A 20,706-nucleotide genomic window follows, 5' to 3' on the forward strand; every position below is an offset into this window, starting at 1 on the left:
TTTTAGGAGGGAATTACACATGGCTCAACAAAGAAGAGGTGGCCATCGTCGCCGTAAGGTTGACTTTATCGCCGCTAATCACATTGAATACATTGATTACAAAGACGTTGATTTGTTAAGACGTTTCGTATCAGAACGTGGTAAGATTTTACCTCGTCGAGTTACCGGAACAAGCGCTAAAAACCAACGTAAGTTGACCATTGCGATCAAGCGTGCCCGCATCATGGGCTTAATGCCATTCGTAGTTGGTGACTAATTAAGAATTTGAGACTTAACTAATTTAGTTGGGTCTTTTTTTTATCCGATTATTGGGTTGCCTCAATGTGATAAAATAGAAGCTATAATGGAGCAAAGATGGGAGTTGCTATGAAGAAATTCTTTTCACAAATGACGTTGCCGCCATTTTTAAAAAATACACGATTAAGAAAAATTACGATTTTTATTGCAATTTCATTGATTTTGGGACTAGTAATTGCCTTTCTCTACAACTTCTTTATCGGAATCGTTCTTTTACTGATTGCTTGTGTGGGACTCGTCTATACCATTAACACGATGAACCGCGTGGGTGAAGAATCCGATAAGTACATCAATGATTTGTCCTATCAAATCATGCGCGGACAACAGGAGTCACTGCTTGAGATGCCGATTGGGATCTTAATCCTTGATGATAACCACGTGGTGGAGTGGATTAATCCATATTTACAGCCATACTTTGATAGTACGGAGGTGGTCGGATATCCACTTGACCATTCTGCTCCAGACCTCTTTGACATCATTCAGGCCAACCTTGACCAGACCAAGCCAATTGAGGTCACCTGGCGCGGTCACATGTTCGATATGTTGATTCAAAGAGAGTACAACACCGTCTACATGATGGACATTACCCGCTATGCTGAGATTGAAAAGAAGTACGAAAACGGTAAAATTGCGGTCGGCCAGATTTTTCTGGATAACTTTGACGAAATTACGCAGTCAATGAGCGACCAGGACGTCTCGAACCTTAGAAACTACATCACCAACGAACTGAGCTCGTGGGCGCAGGAATACGGGATTTTTCTAAAGCGAATTGATGCGGATCATTACTTTATCCTGTTGTACGTTTCCGCGTTGAATCAAATTGAGGCGGATAAATTTAAGATTTTAGACGTGATTCGAGAAGATACCTCGAAACAGAACCTTCCTTTGACCCTTAGTATCGGGATTTCATACGATGATAATAACCTGAACAACTTAGCTGACCAGGCTCAAAGTAACCTTGATTTAGCCCTCGGTCGTGGTGGAGATCAAGTCGTCGTTAAGGCCAAGGACAAAGAAGCCCGCTACTATGGTGGAAAGACGAACCCAATGGAGAAACGGACTCGGGTCCGGGCGCGGATGATTTCCCACGCTTTACAAGAGTTAATGAAAGAATCGGATCAGATTTTCGTTCAGGGTCATGCTCAACCTGACATGGACGCGATGGGAGCCGCCATGGGAATTAGACGGATTGCCCAGATGAACGGGAAGCAGTGTTGGATTGTGATGGATGACGAAGAACCGCACTCAGACATCAAGCGGTTATTAAACGCTATTGATGATTATCCAGACATTAAAGAGTCAATTATTACTCCAGATAAGGCGTTGAAAAAGGCAACTGACAACAGTTTGCTGATTATGGTTGACCATTCCAAACCTGACATGGGTGTTTCTGGGGACCTTTACAAACGCTTAAAGAACCGCGTTGTCATCATTGACCATCACCGGCGTGGGGAGGACTTCCCAGAGAATCCGATCCTGGTTTACATTGAACCTTACGCTTCGTCAGCCTGCGAACTGATTACCGAGATGTTTGAGTACCAGTCTCAGGACGCCGATCCAATCAACCAGTTAGAGGCGACTGCCATGCTGAGTGGGATTGTGGTTGACACCCAATCCTTTACGATTAGAACGGGAACGAGAACGTTTGATGCGGCGAGTTATCTGCGGTCAGCCGGTGCCAACGCTGACGAAATGGCCGACTTCATGAAGGAAAGTATCAATAATTACATGGCCCGAAACCACCTGATTTCCATGATGGAACAGATTGATGAGAACATGGCCCTGATTACCGCTGAAGATGATAAGGAATATGATTCGGTCATTGCCGCGCAAGCCGTTGATTCGCTACTGACGATTGACGGAGTGGAAGCCTCGTTTATCGTCTTTAAGCGGACGAACGGGAACATTGGAATCTCGGCGCGAAGTAATGGTAACATTAACGTTCAGTTGATTATGGAAGCACTTGGTGGAGGTGGCCACTTATCAGCGGGAGCTACGCAAATTCCCGACGAAAGTGTTTCAGAGGTTAAGAAGACACTGCTAGGTGCCATTGATAAAATCGTTAATAACGATGATAAAACCGACCAATAGCAGAATTAGTTTAAATCTGTTAAATTATTAGTAAACAAGGAGGGATTTAAAATGAAAGTAATCTTTTTAAGCGATGTTAAAGGCAAGGGCAACCGGGGCGATGTTAAGGACATGCCATCTGGGTATGCTAACAATTTTTTGATTAAGAAGGGCTTGGCTAAAGAAGCTACCAAGCAAGCTATCAGTGAATTAAAGGCTCAACAACACGTTGAACAGGAGCACGAGCAAGAGGAACTAGCAGATTCCAAGAAACTAAAAAAAGAACTTGAAAATGACAAAACCGTCGTTGAGTTGAAAGCCAAGGCTGGGTCTGACGGTCGCTTGTTCGGTTCTATTACCAGTAAACAGATTGCCCAGGGACTTTTGGATCAATACAACATTAAACTGGATAAACGGAAGATTGAATTAAGTGAACCAATCAAGACCATGGGATACACCGATGTTCCCGTTAAGGTTCATCCCCAGGTTTCCGCTCAAATTCGGGTTCACGTAAGCGAAAAATAGTCGTAAGTTGCAGTTAGAAAAGAGTCGATAATGAACAACGATACTTTAAATGATCATACGCCACCACAAAATATTGAGGCCGAAAAGGCCGTTTTGGGTTCCATTTTTCTGAGTACCGACGGTTTAGTTGACGCGATGGAATATCTGAATCCAGATGACTTCTATAAGCGAGCGCATCAATTAATTTTTAAGGCGATGTTGGATCTAAATGATGACGATCAGGGCATTGATGCCGTGACCGTGACTGATCTTTTGAAGCAGCGGGACCAACTGGAAGACGTTGGTGGTGTGCCTTACATCATTGATCTGACCAACGCCGTCCCAACGGCCGCTAATTTGGTCTACTACGCAAAAATTGTAAGAAATAAGGCCGTGCTCAGGCGCTTGATTCAGACGGCTACTAACATTGCCACTCAGGGATATGAACAGTCCGAAGACGTCGAAGACCTCTTAGATAATGCCGAACGTGACATTATGAACGTCTCTGAGGACCGTAATCAGTCGGGATTTAAGAACATCAAGGACGTTTTAAACGAATCATTTACAAAGATTGACCAACTTTCTCAAAATGGTGGCGACGACATCACGGGACTTGCGACCGGTTATCATGAGCTCGACAAGATGACGACCGGACTTCATCCCGGCGAATTGATGATTCTAGCTGCCAGACCGGCCGTTGGTAAAACCGCTTTTGCGCTAAACATTGCACAAAACGTGGGAACCAAGACCGACAAGACGGTGGCCATTTTCAGTTTGGAAATGAGTGCCGAATCGTTAGTAAACCGAATGTTGTGTGCTGAAGGTAGCATTGATGCCAATCACCTTAGAACGGGTCAGTTGACCGAAGAGGAGTGGCAAAATCTAGTCATTGCGATGGGCAGTCTTTCTAAGGCCCACATTTACATTGATGATACTCCCGGCAATAAAATGGCTGGAATTCGGGCTAACTGTCGTCGTTTGGCAAAACAAACGGGGAACTTAGGGCTGATTGTGGTCGACTACCTCCAGTTAATTGAGGGTGGTAATAAAGAAAACCGGCAACAGGAAGTGTCTGAGATTTCCAGACAACTTAAAAAGCTGGCCAATGAATTACAGGTGCCAGTGATTGCGTTATCTCAGCTTTCGCGTGGGGTGGAACAGCGTCAGGACAAGCGTCCGGTGCTGTCTGACATCCGTGAATCGGGGTCAATCGAACAGGATGCTGACATTGTTGCATTCTTATACCGAGAGGATTATTATGAACACGATTCAGATGATGATGACCAAGATCCACGTTCCGGTGTTGAAAATGATGATGATAACGTTGGCGAAGTTGAAGTTATTATCGAAAAGAACCGTTCGGGGCCACGTGGAACGGTTAAACTGCTCTTTATTAAATCGTATAATAAGTTTTCATCGATTTCATACGCTTCAAACGATGGTGTACAGTAAAAGGCCACTTACAGAGTAAGTGGTCTTTTTATTAAAATTAAGAATGATTGAGAGGATTTTCAATGAATAACAATGAAAAGACACAAGGGTTGCCAAAACTTACCACGGCCGCAATCTGGTTTCTATCCTTTGGAATTCTTGGAGTCCAAATGGCGTTTGGCTTAATGAATTCGCAACTGGGAAGAATTTTTCAGACCCTCGGGACTTCTCCGAGTCTTTTAGGGCTTCTGTTTATTATTCCCCCAATTGCGGGATTATTTGTCCAACCGTTAGTGGGAGCGTGGTCCGATCGAACCTGGGTGCCAAAATGGGGAAGAAGAATTCCCTACCTCATTATTGGGACCGTTGCTTCCGCCATTACCCTGTTTCTTTTACCAAACGTTGGTGATTTTGGCTGGCCGAGCATCATTACGATCTCACTGGCCGCCGTCATCACGTTGGTTTTGATGATTGCGTTCAATATGTGTGTGCAACCCTACAAGATGTTGATTGGTGACATGGTTAATCAACGTCAGAGTGGGTTTGCTTACTCAATTCAGAGTTTTTTCTTAAACATTGGGAGTGTGCTAGCATGTTTATCGCCGTGGGTTTTCACCGAGCTCGGGGTCAGTAACACCGCTAGTAAAGGGATGATTCCTAATTCAGTCATTTTTTCGTTCTACGTTGCGGTGGTCGTTTTAATCTTCTGTACGTTTATTACCGTCATGAAGGTTGATGAGTATCCCCCTAAACAGTTTAATGACTATCATGGACTGGAGCAGAATGGCGAACGGGCCAAAAAGAGTACGTGGATGCTTTTAAAAGATGCTCCACGCGTTTTCTGGGTGGTATCCGTCATCCAACTTTTTGCCTACATTGGCTTTGCCTACATGTGGATGTACGGGACGAGTATCATTGCCAAAAACGTTTTCAACACAACCAATCCGATGAGCAGTGGTTATCAGTCCGGTGGTAATTTATTTGGAATTTTATCGGCCGTTTATGCTTTATCAGCTGTTATTTTTTCACTTTTACTATCAAGAATCCCCCAACGAAAGTACAAGTTGCTCTTTTCAATTAGTTTGGTAATTGGCGGAGTCGGCTTTTTGATGTCAGCATTCTCCCACACCGTTTTCTTGCAGGTGCTTGCGTTTATTTTGATTGGCATTGGATGGGCTGGCGTTTCGGTCTACCCATTGACTTTTGTAACCCGTGAGATTCCAGGAAAGTACATTGGTGTGTACATGGGACTGTTTAACGTTCAAATTTGTATTCCCCAAATTGTGGCTTCACTTGCCAGTCCACTAGTTGTGATGGCAATTGGATCCATTGCTAACATCTTTGCGATTGCGGCGGTTACCATGGTTTTGGCGGCAATCTCAGTATGGATCTTAAACGACATTAAGGACTAGTTGGAGGTGAGAACGTGCAGGTAATTGATGTAGGTGGTTTTCGGGGGCATCCACTGACCGTTTATTTCGATGGGGCGAACGTCTATTTTGACTACTTAGATGTAATTAATTTATTGAAGCCCAAAATGGTTTCACTTTCAGACAGTGAACTAGTGACTGATGAAAATGGAGTTAACCAATTAACCGTGGCGGGAACGTGTCGTCTTGCTTCCCTTAGTAATTATCCACGTGCTGACCGACTAATGCGCTGGATTCAGCAGCAGGTAAAACCAATCGTGTTGCGTTACGGAAATAGTTTAAAGCAGAATCAGGTCACTAAATCAATTGATGACGTTTGCGGTGAGTTACACGTAAGTGGGATGGAAATGACGAAACGTGAGTTTTACCAGTTCTTAAGAGCCCATCACTACACCATCAAATGGCTCAAGGGAAATAATAGCCCCAGTGACCTGAGTGTGAAAAAGCAGTTAATGGTACCAAAAATTGGTCATTTTAACTTGCCTCAACCATGTGGAGCGGATAAACTATACGTAAACACGGCTTTTACCACCAAAGGTGTCCAAGTTGTGATTAATCAGTTGAAAGAATTAGATGAAGTTGCCTATCAACAGGTTTCACTGTTTTAAATGATAATTGTTCCACGTGAAACAATTGATGTAATCCCATGGTGTTCAAGGATTAGAGGTGTTAAGCGTGAAGAAGCAACATGTCCTATCGTTAATCTTGGCCTTTTTGGCGGCAATGTTTTTGATCCTCGTTCCGTTTATTGAGGATCAAAGCTTGATTTGGATTGGTCTGGCGATGGCCGGCTTTTGTGCTGCTTTAGCAATTTTAACCGAGATTTTAGCAATTAAAAAATAAAAAAGGAAGGATCCTTCGCAATTAACGAAGATGGTCTTTCCTTTTTTAGTGAAATTAATGATATAAAAAAAGATCATGGCGTTAACCATGATCATTATATGTGATGGGCAGTCAGGGGATCGAACCCTGGACCCACGGATTAAGAGTCCGTTGCTCTGCCAGCTGAGCTAACTGCCCAAATCAAAAGTACATTTATTATAATAGCATACCGCAAAACCCCATGCAACACTAATTTACAAAAAAGACGAAATTGCAGATACGGAAGAAATACTGAAAAGAGCTGTTATTAATTAACAACAGTTGTTGAATAACGTGAAGCGAGTAATTTGATGTGTTACAATTTAACTAGGATTGAGCGTAAAATAAGCCTTGATCCCAAACTTGATTGATATAGGGACTGCCAGCAGTTCAAAGGAGACAAATAATATTATGAAGAAAAAAATTCTAGTTGTCGATGATGAAAAACCAATTACAGACATTGAAAAATTTAGTTTAACCAAAGAAGGATTTGACGTTGACGTCGCACACGATGGGCAAGAGGCCCTTGATAAGGTTGATAGTAATACACCCGATCTCATTATTCTTGACCTCATGTTACCAAAGGTCGATGGCTTAGAAGTTGCCAAGGAAGTTCGAAAGACCCACAACATGCCAATTATCATGGTGACTGCCAAGGATTCTGAACTCGACAAGGTATTGGGTCTAGAGCTCGGTGCCGATGATTACGTTACTAAGCCATTTTCCAACCGTGAATTAGTGGCACGGGTCAAGGCCAACTTGAGACGGCAGAACATCACTGGCTCAGCTGGGGAAGGGAAAGACGATAATCACGATATCGAAATCGGTGACCTGGTGATTCATCCTGACTCTTACTCCGTTACTAAACGCGGAAAGGGTGTTGATCTTACCCATCGAGAATTCGAACTTCTTCATTATCTAGCCCAACACATTGGTCAAGTGATGACCAGAGAGCACTTGCTTCAAACGGTTTGGGGCTACGATTACTTCGGTGACGTTCGAACCGTCGACGTGACCGTACGTCGTTTACGAGAAAAAATTGAAGATGATTCAAGTCACCCCAAGTGGTTAGTAACCAGACGTGGGGTTGGTTATTACCTGCGGGATTCCGAAAAGGAAGAATAACCCAAATTGATTAGTTTAGAGGTATTCATGTAATGAAGAAGAAAAGACGTTGGCACTTTTTAAGGTCCATTCATTTTAAGATTGCGTTAGTTTTCGCCTTAATGATGATCATTACCTTGGAAGTAGTGGGTGCCGTTTTTGTGCGTCAACTCGAGTACCAAAATTTGAATACGTTTAAGGACTCCATCCAACTGAAGCCCTACGTTAATACATCCCTTAAAAAGCAGTTAGCCAAAAAGAACCAAACCAAGGCTAATAAGCAGATTCAGACGATCCTTGAAGACGTTGATACCAACAATTCTGATGATATTCTGGTGGTGGATTCCAGGGGAAACATCCGTGGAACCAATCAGAGTAGCGACCAATCGTTAGTGGGGCAAAAGACCACCGACAATGACATCAAGAATGCCTTAAATAACGGTAAAACCATCGAGAAAAACACATACAGTGATGGAAACCGTTACTACACCATGATTACACCTTTGATTAACAGTCAGGGCAATGAAAACAACATGGAAGGGGTCGTTTACGTTCGGGCTAATCTGAATCCGGTTTACCAAAACATCAACAGTATCACCTTAATCTACCTGTTTGCGGCGATCGTCGCCATCATCTTGGGACTACTGTTAACGTTCATTATTTCTCGGGCCATTACGAAGCCAATCGACGCGATGAAGAAGCAGACGGAACAGATTGCTCGCGGAAATTATTCGGGGCACGTTAAGGTCTACGGAAATGACGAGTTGGGTCAACTAGCGAAGGCCGTCAACAACCTGTCAGTGCGGGTGGAAGAGTCTCAGGAGTCAACCGAGTCCGAGCGAAGGCGTCTGGATTCGGTCTTAGATAACATGACCGACGGTGTGGTTGCCACGGATCGTCGCGGAAACGTCATCATCATCAACGATGAGGCGCTTAGTTTTCTAGGCGTTAGTAAGCAACAGGTCATCGGTAAGTCCATCCTAGATGTCTTGCATTTACGCGACCGGTTCACCCTTAAAAACTTGATTGAAGACCCAGGACAGGTCAACTTGGACTTCTCTGATCACGACCATAAGCTGATTTTATCAGCTCATTTTTCGTTGATTCAGCGTGAATCCGGCTTTATTAATGGGCTTGTTTGCGTGTTCCATGACATCACCTTGCAACAAAAGATTGATGACGATCGGAAGCAGTTTGTATCCAATGTTTCACACGAACTACGAACGCCCTTAACCAGTGTGCATTCCTACATTGAAGCCTTGCAGGACGGCGCTTGGAAGGATAAAAAGTTGGCACCCAAATTTTTGAAGGTCACTCAGGACGAGACCGACCGAATGATTCGAATGATCAACGACCTTTTGACACTATCGCGGATGGATTCTGGGACCCAGAAGTATGATACGGAACTAGTTAACATCAACAAGCTCTTTAACTATATCTTGGATCGTTTTGACATGATCATTAAGACCGATGACGATCCGAAAAAGAAGAATTATTCCATTAAACGGGACTTTACTAAGCAGGATCTGTGGGCTGACATCGATACCGACCGTTTTACCCAGGTCATTGATAACATTATGAATAATGCGATCAAATATTCACCAGACGGTGGCGTCATTACCTGTCGGCTGTACGAACAGAACAACCGCATCATCATGAGTATTTCTGATCAGGGATTAGGAATGCCACGAAAAGCCATTAAACATATTTTCGATCGTTTCTATCGAGTCGATAAAGCTCGTTCACGGGCTCAAGGTGGAAGTGGACTTGGGCTCGCAATCTCTAAGGAAATTGTGGAAGCCTTTGGTGGCCATATTTGGGTCGATAGTATTGAAGGAAAGGGTTCAACGTTCTATATTTCACTACCAAACGAACCAGTCGAGGAGGATCTTTGGGATGAAGGAGAAGCTTAAACCTTATATTTTACCGGTTTCACTGTGCATTGCCGTACTAGTCAGTTTGGTGCTCATCGTGGCACTACTGGTCAATCCAGCTCGCTTTGGGAGTCGAATGCATCAGGATAAGTCAGCTACGCTTAAAAGCGAAGTTTCTTCGAAGAATCGTTATGATATCTATTCTCCCACCGAGGTTATTACTACCACTAGGAGTGGGAAACAGAAGTCGCTCACAAGTGAGACCACGAGTTTGACCGGTGAAATCGTCAAAAACATCAAGACCTATCAGGTCAAGTCAATCAAAGAGGTCTCAAAGGATAATCAAAAGCGGTATATCGATACCCTTAACTCTGAAAATTCGCTGATGCTGAATTATGGTGGCGAAGTTCCAGTTAATTTGTTAAGTAAGATTTTTAATCACAAGGTGAAAAAGAATGATTTCAACGTTGATCGCATGGTCATTCCACTAAATGACAGTACCCACTTTTACCTGCTAGGCGATGACGGTTACCACGTGTACCAGGTCACCACTAAAAAGCGGAATTTAGCCAAGTTACAGAACATTCTTACTACGAAAGTTCAAAGTGTGGACGTTCAGATGCGGACGTTAAACGATCGCCCGTTTCTCTTCTACCCAAGCCAGGTCAAGATGCGTAATTACGGGTACTTACTCGCAGAACAGTCCCAGACGGCTTACATTAATCGGGTACTAGGTAATACGACGGATACCAGCGTTAAGCACCGAAAGAAGAGTACGACCTACAGTAGTCGGGACCAGTCATTAAACTTTGACAATGAGGACAACGTTATTTATCAGGACTACCAGCAAAGTAAGCGGGGCCACAGTTACGAGGAAGTGTTGAACTCGGCTTATCGCTACGCTACTAAGCTGGGGATTCCACTGGATAATGCTCGTTTTGACAGCTATAATCCGGTCAAAAACACCGTCACTTACCGGACGTTTGTGGAGGGTTATCCGGTCTTCAATCAGAAGCGACTGGGAACGTGTTCGTTTAAGATGGGAAATGGTGGAGCCAATCGTTATGAATTTTCACTTTTAAGTTTCCAAATCCCAATTCCAACGAACGCCGAAAGTACCACCCTTCCAAGTACGGGAACAATCTTAAACCAACTATCCGCTCAGGGAATTGACATGAAGAAGGTTAGATCCATCACCCTTGGTTACCAAGTTGTTCCCGAAAAGAACAACAAGCAGTTAATCACCTTACAGCCCTCGTGGTTCGTTAATTACGACGGCACCTGGATTAACTCCCAGTTAATTGGCAATGGGACCGGAAAGGAGAGTTTCTAATGAATTTTAAACGAATTCAAGAGATCTTCTTGCTGGCTTTCATTATTTTGGACGTCTTCTTGGTCCTAATGATTGTTCAAAACCAAAACATGCAGTCCGAGAACACGAGTCAAAACAGTGCAAACTCCACCATTATCAAAGAGATGCGCAGGGATGAAATTTCCGTTGGGAAGCTCTCTAATAAGCGCTCTAACGGTTACTACATTTCCGCTTCTAATGATGGTAATCTCGCAAATGAGATGGGTAACCTGAAAAATCAGGACGCGCGCTTTGAAAATGGCGCGGTCGTAAGTACGTTGCGGACGCCAATTGACATTGATAATCGGAACCCACAGAACACGCTGGACCCGCTCATGAAGAAAAAGAGTTTTGTGATTAACGGTGAGGATTATGAGTATGACCAAAACCAGTCCAATTCAAGTAAGATTGTCTACATTCAGAAGGCTTTGACGAGTAATTTGATGGACAATAATGCCAGAATCATCTTCTATTTAGATGACGACGGTAATATTAAGAGTTATACGCAAACGGCGCTTAATAACATCAAGATTTTACACGAGAGTTCTGAGACCATTTCGGAAGAACGGGCACTGATCTGGCTCTATCAGTACAATGAGATTCCCAACAACTCCAGGGTGCTTTGGACCAGAAGATCATACACTAAATTGTTAAACATTAATAATAATGGGGTCTATATCCCTACTTGGGTCATTGCCATCCAGACCCGCAACTCCAAGGACGTTTCCGTAAGGCGGATTAACGCCTTCACTGGGTCGGTCTTAAAGACCGAAAACGTTCAGGAGAACTTTAAAAATAAAATCACAAGTGGGACAGAAGATAATTAGAAAGCTGGGAATAAGTTGAGCGAAGATCCAATGAAAATCAGTGTATTGTCGAGCGGAAGTGGCGGCAACGTTACTTATATTGAGACGAACCAGCACAAGGTCTTACTTGATGCCGGACTGTCGGGCAAAAAAATTGAGAACCTCATGAATTCAATTGGACGGAGTTTGACCGACGTTGATAAGTTATTTGTGACCCACGAACATACCGATCATGCCAAATCAGTGGGAATCTTGGCGCGTAAGTATGACATGCAGGTCTACGCGAACGAGAAGACCTGGAACGCGATGGGTAACAAGATCGGAAAATTTCCTGAGGAACAAAAGTTTATTTTTGATCCCGATACCACTAAGTCATTTGGTGACTTGGACGTTGAAAGTTTCAGTGTGTCCCACGATGCTGCCGACGCCCAGTTCTACAATTTTCACGACGGCAATAAGAGTTTTGTGGTGTTGACGGATACAGGTTACGTCTCTGATCACATTGAAGGGGTCATAAGAGACGCCAACGCGTACGTTTTAGAGTGTAATCATGACGTGGAAATGCTTAGAAACGGCGACTATTCGTGGCCAACCAAGCAACGCATCATGAGTGATGAGGGGCATTTATCAAACGAAGACGGGGCGGACGCCATGATGAAAATCATCGGACGTGACACCAAGAACATCTTCATCGGGCACCGCAGTCATCATAACAACATGAAGTCTTTGGCTCATCTCACCGTCGCCTCCATGCTTGAAAATGAGGACTTTGGGGTCGGACAAGACTTTAATTTGTTTGACACCGACGTCGAAAAACCATCCGATTTAATAACTCTTTGAGAATAATTGATACTTTTTTAAAAACTATTTGATAGAATAATATTAAATGGGGTGTAAATATGAAGAGAACACATCCGCTACTAACAGTTGCCATCGTGGCACTAGTAGCCGGTCTATTGGGCGGTGGAATTGCCTATGGTGGGATTTCGTGGTATAACGGCGGAATGTCTCTAGGAACTCAATCTGTCCCTGCGGGTTCCAATCGTGGCGGAACCGCAAAAGTTGAGAATGTAAGGGTAAATGCCTCTAATCAGGCGGAGAAAGTCTTTAAGGACAACAAGGATACCGTCGTTTCGGTGATTAACACCGAGAAGACCAAGTCCAGTGACTCTGATCCACTTCAGGGTATGTTTGGTGGCGTGTTCGGAGGAAATGGCGGAGACAATGGCGGCCAAGACCAAAAGGATCAGCAACAGATTAGTGAGGGTTCTGGGGTTGTCTACAATAAGGATAACGGTTCGGCGTACATTGTGACCAACAATCACGTGGTGTCGGGTTCGTCCAACCTGGAAGTCATCTTGAGTAACGGCCAGAAGAAGGAAGCTAAGCTAATTGGGCATGATGCCGTGACCGACCTTGCCGTTCTTAAGATTAACGGTGATGGTGTCAATAAGGTGGCTAACTTCGGTAATTCTGACGACATCAAGGTGGGTCAAACCGCCCTTGCAATCGGATCACCACTTGGTTCTGAGTACGCTTCGTCTCTGACTGAGGGAATCATTTCCGCAAAGAAGCGAGAAGTACCACAGGCTAGCACTGAGAATGGGCAACAGAATGCCAGTGCCGGTGACGCAACGGTTATCCAGACCGATGCGGCCATTAACCCTGGAAACTCTGGTGGACCACTCCTAAATAGTGCCGGACAGGTCGTTGGGATTAACTCAATGAAACTGTCGAAGGATAGTTCCGGTACCAGTGTTGAAGGGATGGGTTTTGCCATTCCAAGTAACGAGGTCGTACGGATTATCAACCAGCTCATTAAGAACGGAAAGGTAATTCGTCCCGAACTAGGCATTAAGTACGTGGACCTAGCTAACATCTCGGTTAAGCAGCAGAAATCGATTTTAAAGCTCCCTTCAAACGTTACCAATGGAGTTGTAGTAATGGACGTTAGGGGTGGATCACCAGCCGCTAATGCGGGTCTCAAGAAAAATGACGTAATTACCAAGTTGGCTGGAAAAGACATTACCAATCAGGGTAAGTTACGTGACATCCTGTATGAGCATAACGTTGGCGACAAGATTTCCGTTACCTATTATCATAATGGACAAATGAAAACGGCTGAGATTACGCTAGATCAGCAAGCAAAACAGCAGTAATTTAAAAAATGTTCGTCGTAGAGTAGATGCGGCGAACATTTTTTGTTTGAAAAGAGTGAACTGACATTCGGATAGCTTAATGCGATAATTGAAGCAATTGTCCGTTTAAAGCCTGAATTTTAGTTGTGATGATTGTAACGATACTTATGAATTCCGTGATAGAGGGATTGACGGTAAACTCCGAACAAAATTGGTTTAAAAAAAATTAATAATCAGAAAATACGTGGTTGGAAATGTCAAGTGGTAAAAGTCTGTGCATAACTTTGGGGATAAACTCATTGTGAAAACACAAAAGCTGTAATTTAGGCTTTTAATGATAGTGGAAAAGTATCGAGAACTTATCCACAGGCAGTGTGCATAAGTTTATGTAACAAAATTTTATTAAAAAAAGAACGCGATAAACGTTGATATCACAACAACGAAAATTGCGTTAACGAACATATGTCTTGTTTATTTCTGTGGATAAATAAAAATGTTGTTGACAAAATCGAAATATTAACAGGTCTTTAAATTCTCCAGAAACGTGATAGTTTGTGAAGGTACCTGTGGATAACTTTGTGGATAGTCTGTTTAAAGGAGTCGACTTATGAACATTAAATTGGTGGTAGTTGGAAAATTGAAGGAAAAATACTTCAAAGACGGAATTAACGAGTACGTCAAACGACTTTCTCGTTTTTGCAAGTTTAAGATTGTTCAGGTTCCCGACGAAAAGGCGCCTGAGAACCTTAGTCAAGCGGAAATGGACGAGGTGATGGAGCAAGAAGGAACCCGAATTTTGGCTAAAATTAAAGACCGCGAGTATGTGATTGCTTTGGCAATTCAAGGCGATGAACTGACCTCTGAAGCCTTTGCGAAGAAAATCAAGGATCTCGCAACGTACGGTCACTCGGACATTACCTTTGTGATTGGTGGGTCGTTGGGACTTGCTCGTAAGGTCTTGAAGCGGGCTAACTTTGAACTGTCATTTGGTCGTTTTACGCTACCGCACCAGCTGATGCGCTTAGTGTTGACCGAACAAATATATCGGGCTTTCATGATTAATAGCGGCAGTCCGTACCATAAATAGGAAACAGGCTGATTAGCTTTTTTTATTATTTTATTTGTAAAATATGGATATTTGCTTCAATTACACGTACACGCCGAAAGGATGTCATTAATAATGAAAAATTTAAATTCGCATCAGGTGCTGCGTTTTCTGGTTCAAGTCTTAATTACCGCGGTCGGAACGGCCATCATCGCGATGGGAATGACCCTGATGCGAAAAGAAAATCTCGGAATGGACGCCTTTACCGCGTTGAGTGTCGGATTATCGCATCATTTACCGCTTGGTTTGGGTAACATCCAGTTCATCGACTACATGATCCTATTAGTCATCGTGTTGTTTTTGGATTACCATCAGATTGGTTTTGGGACGCTAATTAACATGCTGGTGGGATATGGAGTCCAGTATTTCACGCTCTGGTTCGGGGCCTACTTGGTGTTCGATAACTTCTGGTTGAAATTGTTGTTCGCTGTCCTTGGATTCCTGATATTTACGGTCGGAATTGCCGTATACATGTCGGCCAAGTTCGGGGTGTCCTCGTATGATGCCATTGCGCCCATTTTCTCTCAAAGATTGCACATGCCGTACTGGTTAGTAAGAGTGATTCAGGATGTGCTTTTCATGTTTTTGGCGTTCCTCGTTTCTGGTCCAATTGGAATTATGACGGTCATCATTTCGTTGTGTTCGGGTCCATTTGTGGAACTCTGGGGCAGACACCTCCATCTGATTAAATAAAAAACGGTCCGCTGGATTATTCCAACGGACCGTTTAGTTTAATTAATTCTTATTATCATTTGGGTTAACGCTGCAGCTTCCGCCTTCACAGTTAGCACCCTTTTGCTGGTCATCATCGCCACCAACCATTTCAATTGGTTGAAAGCTAGCCCAAGCCTTGTCTAAAGCAGACTTGAAGACTTTTACTGGTTGAGCACCTGAAACGGCGTACTTCTTGTTGAAGATGTAGAACGGAACCCCGTTAATTCCAACTTGTTGAGCGGCGGCTTCGTCAGCTCTGACGTCGTCTTTGAATTTGTCACTATCGATGACAGATTTGACTTCGTCTTGGTTTAAACCAACGCTCATGGCAAGGTCAACTAAAATGGCATTGTCGTCAACATTTAAACCGTCGGCGAAGTAAGCCTCGAATAACTTGTCCATCAGTTCGGATTCTTTGCCCTTGGTTCCCGCAAAGTGAAGTAAACGGTGAGCTTTTAAGGTGTTCACGACTTTAATCTTTCCGGTATCCATCTTTAAACCAGCTTCGTTTGCCAGTTCGGTGATGGTTGATAGAAACTCGGAAACTTTTTCCTTTGACATCCCCTTTTCCTTACTCATGTGGTCAGCCATGGTTTCTGGTTCACCAGATGCGTTGGGATCAAGTTCAAAACTATTGTAATGAACCTCAACGTCGTCCTTATGGTCAAAATCACTTAGTGCGGACTTGAAGTGGGCTCGTCCGATGTAACAGAACGGACATGCAATATCGGACCAAACCTGGACTTCCATTTTTTTCGTCATTTTAGTACCTCCTACAAATTATCCACTAACTAAAGTATAGTGTTCAACTGAATCAATCACAATCATCTTGCTTAAGAATCACTTATCAATGGCGTTGCTTGTTCCAAGTAATTTATCGTTTTTGATTTGCTTTGGATCTTGGTTTTGTTCAGTGGTTTGCTTACTATCACTGTTTTTTGCTTCATTTGGAGTGCTTTGATTTTTATTCTCGGCATGATCCGATGACTTCTTATCAGAATCGCCACGGACTGATTTGAGAATCTTATTAAGCCAATTCTTCATGTTACTTCCCCCTCATCTACTTCTCACCTTATTATAGTATAGTGAGTTTTGATTGTAATGAAAGTTAACTAATTTATAAAGAATTGTGATATGCCAACTACGAAGCGGGCTTTTTGCTTGCTTTTGTTTCGGAAATTAAATAGAATTAAAGTACGTATTAACTTACTTTTTGTGAGTAAAGGGAGAGAGATTAAATGAAAACAGTTGACGTAATTTTAGGTAGTGCCAGATCTAATTCTAGTGGTGCCGGAATTTTTAACTTTTTAAAGAAGAACGCAGAAGAACTTGAGTCTGACAACGAGGTCAAGTTGAACTTTATTGATATTGGTGATTTAGACTTACCAATCTTCAATGAGCCACTACCACCAATGGGTGATCCTGACCGGAAACTAACAGGGGCACCCAAGAAGTGGATTGATAACATCAAGGCTGGTGACGGTTATCTATTTATCGAACCAGTCTATGACAACGGTCTTTCTGGTGCGTTTAAGAACGCCCTTGATTATATTGGCTTTGAAACGGCTGATAAGCCTGCCCGAATTGTTTCGTATTCTAGCAGTGCCTTGTCTGGTCAAGCTTCCGCTTTAGGCATTCTTCCCACTTTATCCATGTTGGGAATGGTAATGTTGCCACACATGACCATGATTGGTCACATTGACGACAACTTTGAAAAGGATGGCAATTTTGTAAGTAATGCGCCATCAGTGGAATATTACTCCCAGCAGTTAAAGGATGCCGTAAGTGACATTGCTTCTTACACCAAGCTTTTAGGTAATTAGGTTTATAAGTAAATACGTAAAAGGAGCACTTCATTTTTTTGAAGTGCTCTTTTTTTTATTGAAAAATCATCTGCAAGACGATCAGGATAATCGAGATCAAGAAGACCGCTGTGATTATGTACTTGAAGAGTTTGTTAATCTTATTACTTCCCTCGGGGAAGAGCCACAAGATTAAGATTAAAAGGACGTTTAGGCCAATTCCCACCCAAGGATTGGGATGAAAAAAGGTTAAGACCATCAGTAACACCAAAATCACTAGTTCAAGTAGTTCCTTAAAGACTGTCAATTCAAGTAACCTCCTTTCTGTTTTACTAAAAACACCAAATCCGAGTAGACGTGGAGGTCTCTCAATAGATTTGGTGCACAGGTATGTTTTTAAAATGGCAAAAGAGATTGATTGGTACTTCTTATTACCGAACTAATTATACCATTGCGTTAAAACAAAAGCGAGATTATTTTTAATTATTTTAGATGGTTGACAAGTACTAGCAATTAAGGTTGATTTAAAGGGTCTAAGTATCAACTAATAATGGATTATCATTAATCAGTACATTCAACAAAGTTAATTAATTAAGAGCCAAGTTGTATTACGTTCGAGGATTTTTTTGATGCGACGTTTGTTAAACATGTAACTATTAAAAAGTTAGTTAAAATTTGACAAAAACGTTTAACTTTCCCATTCTATCAACGCATATCCTCTTTTACAAATTATCAGTCTTTGAATGATTTGACAAAATTTGTGAAACAGTTATCATTATTGACGTACGACTAGGAAACTTTTTCTAGTCGGTTAAAATGCTTGTTATAAATTGCGAAACCCCGTACGATATGGGTGGTTAAATCGTTTAACCATAAGCATGAATAACAATCTTAAGGAGGATTATTATGAAATCTGCAATTGAAGTGAACTCTGAAATTGGGCAGCTGAAGTCTGTCTTAATGCACAGGCCTGGAAAAGAGATTGAAAATGTCATTCCGGATACCATGAAGCAGATGTTGTTTGATGACATCCCGTATCAAAAAATCGCTGACAAAGAACACGATTATTTTACCAATCTACTCCGTGATCATGGAGTGGAGGTTGTGTACATCGAGGATTTGTTGGAAGACATCTTAAAAAAGGATGACGTAAGGGATGATTTTGAGTCAACTTACCTAAATGAACACTACTACACGGGTAGTTCGGCAGAGGACATCAAACGCTACTTTGAGAGTCTCTCGATTCACGACCTGGTCAGTACGATTTATGCCGGCCTAAGACGAGACAAGATTCATTTTACTCACCCAAGTTTGCACGACGTGGCCGGGACTAACGCCTTTGATCCCTTCCTACTGGATCCACTACCAAATGCGTACTTTACAAGGGATCCGCAAGCTTCGATGGGATCTGGTTTAACGATTAACCACATGACTTTTGAGGCGCGGCGTCCGGAGTCACTCATCACGGAGTACGTGATGAAGTATCATCCACGGTTTGCCGGAAAAGTTGATGTTTGGCTGGACCGCTATAATGATGCTCGCATTGAGGGTGGTGACGAACTCGTTTTAAACGATCACGTCATGGCAATTGGTTGTTCGCAACGAACCTCAACTCGTTCGATTGAAAAACTGGCTCACAAACTTTTTGAAGATCCCAAGTCACATTTTGACACAATCGTGGCGGTTCAAATTCCGCATAACCATGCCATGATGCATCTAGATACGGTCTTCACCATGGTCAACTACGACCAATTTACAGTATATCCAGGGATCATGAACGGTGGTAAGATGAATATTAACATCCTTCATCCCGGAAAAAACAATACTATTAACATGGAACATCGTGAAAGTCTGCCGGATACACTCAAAGAAGTTCTTGGATTATCTGAGATTGACATGATGGAGACCGGCGATGGTGACCCAGTTGCCGCTCCACGTGAACAGTGGAACGATGGGTCAAACAACTTGGCAATTGCCCCTGGGGAAGTGGTCACATACGATCGCAACACGGTCACGATTGATGTGATGCGAAAACATGGTATTACCGTTTACGAGATTTTGTCTTCAGAACTATCGCGTGGCCGTGGTGGAGCTCGTTGTATGTCACAACCAATCATTCGTGAACCACTTGATAAAAATAATTAGAGGGGGAGCAAATCAAATGAGTACATTACTAGAGGAATTAAAATCAATGCAAGGACGTTCTTTTTTAAAGGAGTCTGATTTTACACCAGCCCAGATTGAAGCTTTGATTGATTTTGCCATTAACTTGAAAAACGAACACAAGAAGTATGGCAAGGTGACCAAGTATTTACACGACAAGGACCTGGTGCTCTTGTTTCAAAAGACTTCGACCAGAACCAGACTTTCGTTTGAACTTGGTGGTGACGACTTAGGTGGAAACACGGCCTACATTGATCCAACCTCAAGTCAGTTCGGCAAAAAGGAATCGGTAGAAGACTCCGCTCGAGTCTTTGGCGAACTGGCTGACGGAATTGAGTACCGGGGCTTTGAACAATCCGACATGGAAATCATGGCCAAGTACTCGGGAGTTCCCGTTTGGAACGGTCTTTCAAACGAGTGGCATCCCACTCAAATGATTGCGGACTTCATGACCGTGAAGGAAAACTTCGGTCACTTAAAGGGGCTCACGTTGACCTTTGTTGGTGACGGGCGAAATAACGTGGCTAATTCTTTACTAGTTACTGGTTCGATGCTGGGTGTGAACGTTCACATCGTGGCTCCAGATGAACTGCACCCAGAAAAAGCGGTGGTCGACCTGGCCGAAAAGTACGCTAAGCAATCAGGAGCACACTTCATGATTACCTCTGACATTGACAAAGGGGTCAAAGGCTCAAACATCATCTACACCGACGTTTGGGTGTCAATGGGTGAAAACAACTGGCAACAACGAATTGACCAACTACTACCATACCAAGTCAACATGGACTTAATGAAGAAGACGGGCACCCCTGACGATGAATTGATTTTCATGCACTGTCTGCCAGCCTTTCATGACGGCAACACCACCACTGCCAAAGAGGCGGTTAAAAAGTACAAGGGCCTAAATAGTCCCGAAATGGAAGTAACCGACGAGGTCTTTAGAAGTCCTTACGGGCGCCAGTTTGTTGAGGCCGGTAACCGTAAGCACTCGATCATGGCAATTATGGCCGCCACTTTAGGCGACTTAAGTATGTACAACGAAAATTAAATTTTACT

Annotated in this window: 21 protein-coding genes and 1 tRNA gene; 18 read left to right on the forward strand and 4 right to left on the reverse strand. The window is 43.0% G+C overall.

Annotation, left to right across the window (positions count from 1 at the left end):
• Positions 1-19: 19 nt before the first annotated feature.
• From rpsR to AC6UDC_RS00535, 7 genes are all read left to right on the forward strand, one after another.
• Positions 20-256 (forward strand): 30S ribosomal protein S18, encoded by a 237-nt coding sequence (rpsR, locus tag AC6UDC_RS00505; RefSeq protein WP_010022194.1) that lies wholly within the window; start codon positions 20-22, stop codon positions 254-256.
• A 110-nt stretch (positions 257-366) separates the two neighbouring features.
• The gene (locus tag AC6UDC_RS00510) at positions 367-2,388 is read left to right on the forward strand and encodes a DHH family phosphoesterase (protein ID WP_500695951.1); all 2,022 of its coding nucleotides are present in this window, start codon (positions 367-369) and stop codon (positions 2,386-2,388) included.
• A gap of 51 nt (positions 2,389-2,439) precedes the next feature.
• Positions 2,440-2,892 (forward strand): 50S ribosomal protein L9, encoded by a 453-nt coding sequence (gene rplI, locus AC6UDC_RS00515; protein WP_500694197.1) that lies wholly within the window; start codon positions 2,440-2,442, stop codon positions 2,890-2,892.
• A gap of 30 nt (positions 2,893-2,922) precedes the next feature.
• Positions 2,923-4,323 (forward strand): replicative DNA helicase, encoded by a 1,401-nt coding sequence (gene dnaB / locus AC6UDC_RS00520; RefSeq protein ID WP_500701429.1) that lies wholly within the window; start codon positions 2,923-2,925, stop codon positions 4,321-4,323.
• Positions 4,324-4,385: 62 nt separating this feature from the next.
• Complete coding sequence (locus tag AC6UDC_RS00525) at positions 4,386-5,714, forward strand: MFS transporter (RefSeq protein ID WP_500720733.1); 1,329 nt, start codon at positions 4,386-4,388, stop codon at positions 5,712-5,714.
• A 14-nt stretch (positions 5,715-5,728) separates the two neighbouring features.
• Positions 5,729-6,340, forward strand: a complete 612-nt coding sequence (locus tag AC6UDC_RS00530) for a phage antirepressor KilAC domain-containing protein (RefSeq protein WP_500720735.1) — start codon at positions 5,729-5,731, stop codon at positions 6,338-6,340.
• A gap of 67 nt (positions 6,341-6,407) precedes the next feature.
• Positions 6,408-6,575 (forward strand): hypothetical protein, encoded by a 168-nt coding sequence (locus tag AC6UDC_RS00535; protein WP_500694193.1) that lies wholly within the window; start codon positions 6,408-6,410, stop codon positions 6,573-6,575.
• Positions 6,576-6,679: 104 nt separating this feature from the next.
• Here AC6UDC_RS00535 and AC6UDC_RS00540 read toward each other — a convergent pair.
• A tRNA-Lys gene (locus AC6UDC_RS00540) sits at positions 6,680-6,752 on the reverse strand.
• Between the two features lie 252 nt (positions 6,753-7,004).
• Between AC6UDC_RS00540 and yycF the strand changes: the two genes are divergently transcribed.
• The 8 genes from yycF (at position 7,005) to AC6UDC_RS00580 (ending at position 15,664) form a co-directional block, all read left to right on the forward strand.
• Complete coding sequence (yycF, locus tag AC6UDC_RS00545) at positions 7,005-7,718, forward strand: response regulator YycF (RefSeq protein ID WP_039143559.1); 714 nt, start codon at positions 7,005-7,007, stop codon at positions 7,716-7,718.
• A gap of 32 nt (positions 7,719-7,750) precedes the next feature.
• Positions 7,751-9,610, forward strand: a complete 1,860-nt coding sequence (gene walK, locus AC6UDC_RS00550) for a cell wall metabolism sensor histidine kinase WalK (protein WP_500694192.1) — start codon at positions 7,751-7,753, stop codon at positions 9,608-9,610.
• Positions 9,594-10,904, forward strand: coding sequence for a YycH family regulatory protein (locus AC6UDC_RS00555; protein WP_500696263.1), 1,311 nt, complete (start codon positions 9,594-9,596; stop codon positions 10,902-10,904). Before walK ends, AC6UDC_RS00555 begins: the two co-directional genes overlap by 17 nt.
• Positions 10,904-11,749, forward strand: coding sequence for a two-component system regulatory protein YycI (locus tag AC6UDC_RS00560; protein ID WP_500720737.1), 846 nt, complete (start codon positions 10,904-10,906; stop codon positions 11,747-11,749). The genes AC6UDC_RS00555 and AC6UDC_RS00560 overlap by 1 nt, the downstream gene beginning before the upstream one ends.
• Positions 11,750-11,779: 30 nt before the next feature.
• Entirely contained in the window at positions 11,780-12,568 is a 789-nt protein-coding gene (locus AC6UDC_RS00565; protein ID WP_500720739.1) for an MBL fold metallo-hydrolase, read from the forward strand.
• 59 nt (positions 12,569-12,627) lie between these two features.
• A complete protein-coding gene (locus AC6UDC_RS00570; RefSeq protein ID WP_500694188.1) occupies positions 12,628-13,887 on the forward strand; it encodes a S1C family serine protease in 1,260 nt (419 codons plus the stop codon).
• Positions 13,888-14,473: 586 nt separating this feature from the next.
• A complete protein-coding gene (rlmH, locus tag AC6UDC_RS00575) occupies positions 14,474-14,953 on the forward strand; it encodes a 23S rRNA (pseudouridine(1915)-N(3))-methyltransferase RlmH (protein WP_500699695.1) in 480 nt (159 codons plus the stop codon).
• Between the two features lie 93 nt (positions 14,954-15,046).
• Positions 15,047-15,664 carry a YczE/YyaS/YitT family protein gene (locus tag AC6UDC_RS00580; protein WP_500720741.1) on the forward strand — a complete coding sequence of 206 codons (618 nt, stop codon included), beginning with the start codon at positions 15,047-15,049 and terminating at the stop codon, positions 15,662-15,664.
• A gap of 42 nt (positions 15,665-15,706) precedes the next feature.
• Here AC6UDC_RS00580 and AC6UDC_RS00585 read toward each other — a convergent pair whose 3' ends face one another.
• Together AC6UDC_RS00585 and AC6UDC_RS00590 are read right to left on the reverse strand one after the other, a co-directional pair.
• The gene (locus AC6UDC_RS00585) at positions 15,707-16,447 is read right to left on the reverse strand and encodes a DsbA family oxidoreductase (RefSeq protein ID WP_500720743.1); all 741 of its coding nucleotides are present in this window, start codon (positions 16,445-16,447) and stop codon (positions 15,707-15,709) included.
• A 78-nt stretch (positions 16,448-16,525) separates the two neighbouring features.
• On the reverse strand, positions 16,526-16,729 hold the full coding sequence (locus tag AC6UDC_RS00590) for a hypothetical protein (protein WP_500720745.1): 204 nt from the start codon (positions 16,727-16,729) through the stop codon (positions 16,526-16,528).
• A gap of 194 nt (positions 16,730-16,923) precedes the next feature.
• Between AC6UDC_RS00590 and AC6UDC_RS00595 the strand changes: the two genes are divergently transcribed.
• A complete protein-coding gene (locus AC6UDC_RS00595) occupies positions 16,924-17,508 on the forward strand; it encodes an NADPH-dependent FMN reductase (RefSeq protein ID WP_500720747.1) in 585 nt (194 codons plus the stop codon).
• A gap of 55 nt (positions 17,509-17,563) precedes the next feature.
• On the opposite strand, the gene AC6UDC_RS00600 is transcribed toward AC6UDC_RS00595, so the two are convergent.
• On the reverse strand, positions 17,564-17,794 hold the full coding sequence (locus tag AC6UDC_RS00600) for a hypothetical protein (protein ID WP_500694182.1): 231 nt from the start codon (positions 17,792-17,794) through the stop codon (positions 17,564-17,566).
• Between the two features lie 599 nt (positions 17,795-18,393).
• On the opposite strand from AC6UDC_RS00600, the gene AC6UDC_RS00605 reads away from it, so the two are divergent.
• Together AC6UDC_RS00605 and argF are read left to right on the forward strand one after the other, a co-directional pair.
• On the forward strand, positions 18,394-19,632 hold the full coding sequence (locus tag AC6UDC_RS00605) for an arginine deiminase (RefSeq protein WP_500696271.1): 1,239 nt from the start codon (positions 18,394-18,396) through the stop codon (positions 19,630-19,632).
• A gap of 16 nt (positions 19,633-19,648) precedes the next feature.
• Positions 19,649-20,698 carry an ornithine carbamoyltransferase gene (gene argF, locus AC6UDC_RS00610; RefSeq protein ID WP_500701418.1) on the forward strand — a complete coding sequence of 350 codons (1,050 nt, stop codon included), beginning with the start codon at positions 19,649-19,651 and terminating at the stop codon, positions 20,696-20,698.
• Positions 20,699-20,706: the final 8 nt, after the last annotated feature.

The organism is Fructilactobacillus sp. X7R7C1 (genome assembly GCF_059901065.1).

Coding starts and splice junctions, on each gene's coding strand:
- rpsR (WP_010022194.1), top strand. CDS start 20: ATGGCTCAACAAAGAAGAGGTGGCCATCGTCGCCGTAAGGTTGACTTT.
- AC6UDC_RS00510 (WP_500695951.1), top strand. CDS start 367: ATGAAGAAATTCTTTTCACAAATGACGTTGCCGCCATTTTTAAAAAAT.
- rplI (WP_500694197.1), top strand. CDS start 2,440: ATGAAAGTAATCTTTTTAAGCGATGTTAAAGGCAAGGGCAACCGGGGC.
- dnaB (WP_500701429.1), top strand. CDS start 2,923: ATGAACAACGATACTTTAAATGATCATACGCCACCACAAAATATTGAG.
- AC6UDC_RS00525 (WP_500720733.1), top strand. CDS start 4,386: ATGAATAACAATGAAAAGACACAAGGGTTGCCAAAACTTACCACGGCC.
- yycF (WP_039143559.1), top strand. CDS start 7,005: ATGAAGAAAAAAATTCTAGTTGTCGATGATGAAAAACCAATTACAGAC.
- walK (WP_500694192.1), top strand. CDS start 7,751: ATGAAGAAGAAAAGACGTTGGCACTTTTTAAGGTCCATTCATTTTAAG.
- AC6UDC_RS00555 (WP_500696263.1), top strand. CDS start 9,594: ATGAAGGAGAAGCTTAAACCTTATATTTTACCGGTTTCACTGTGCATT.
- AC6UDC_RS00560 (WP_500720737.1), top strand. CDS start 10,904: ATGAATTTTAAACGAATTCAAGAGATCTTCTTGCTGGCTTTCATTATT.
- AC6UDC_RS00565 (WP_500720739.1), top strand. CDS start 11,780: ATGAAAATCAGTGTATTGTCGAGCGGAAGTGGCGGCAACGTTACTTAT.
- AC6UDC_RS00570 (WP_500694188.1), top strand. CDS start 12,628: ATGAAGAGAACACATCCGCTACTAACAGTTGCCATCGTGGCACTAGTA.
- rlmH (WP_500699695.1), top strand. CDS start 14,474: ATGAACATTAAATTGGTGGTAGTTGGAAAATTGAAGGAAAAATACTTC.
- AC6UDC_RS00580 (WP_500720741.1), top strand. CDS start 15,047: ATGAAAAATTTAAATTCGCATCAGGTGCTGCGTTTTCTGGTTCAAGTC.
- AC6UDC_RS00585 (WP_500720743.1), bottom strand. CDS start 16,447: ATGACGAAAAAAATGGAAGTCCAGGTTTGGTCCGATATTGCATGTCCG.
- AC6UDC_RS00590 (WP_500720745.1), bottom strand. CDS start 16,729: ATGAAGAATTGGCTTAATAAGATTCTCAAATCAGTCCGTGGCGATTCT.
- AC6UDC_RS00595 (WP_500720747.1), top strand. CDS start 16,924: ATGAAAACAGTTGACGTAATTTTAGGTAGTGCCAGATCTAATTCTAGT.
- AC6UDC_RS00605 (WP_500696271.1), top strand. CDS start 18,394: ATGAAATCTGCAATTGAAGTGAACTCTGAAATTGGGCAGCTGAAGTCT.
- argF (WP_500701418.1), top strand. CDS start 19,649: ATGAGTACATTACTAGAGGAATTAAAATCAATGCAAGGACGTTCTTTT.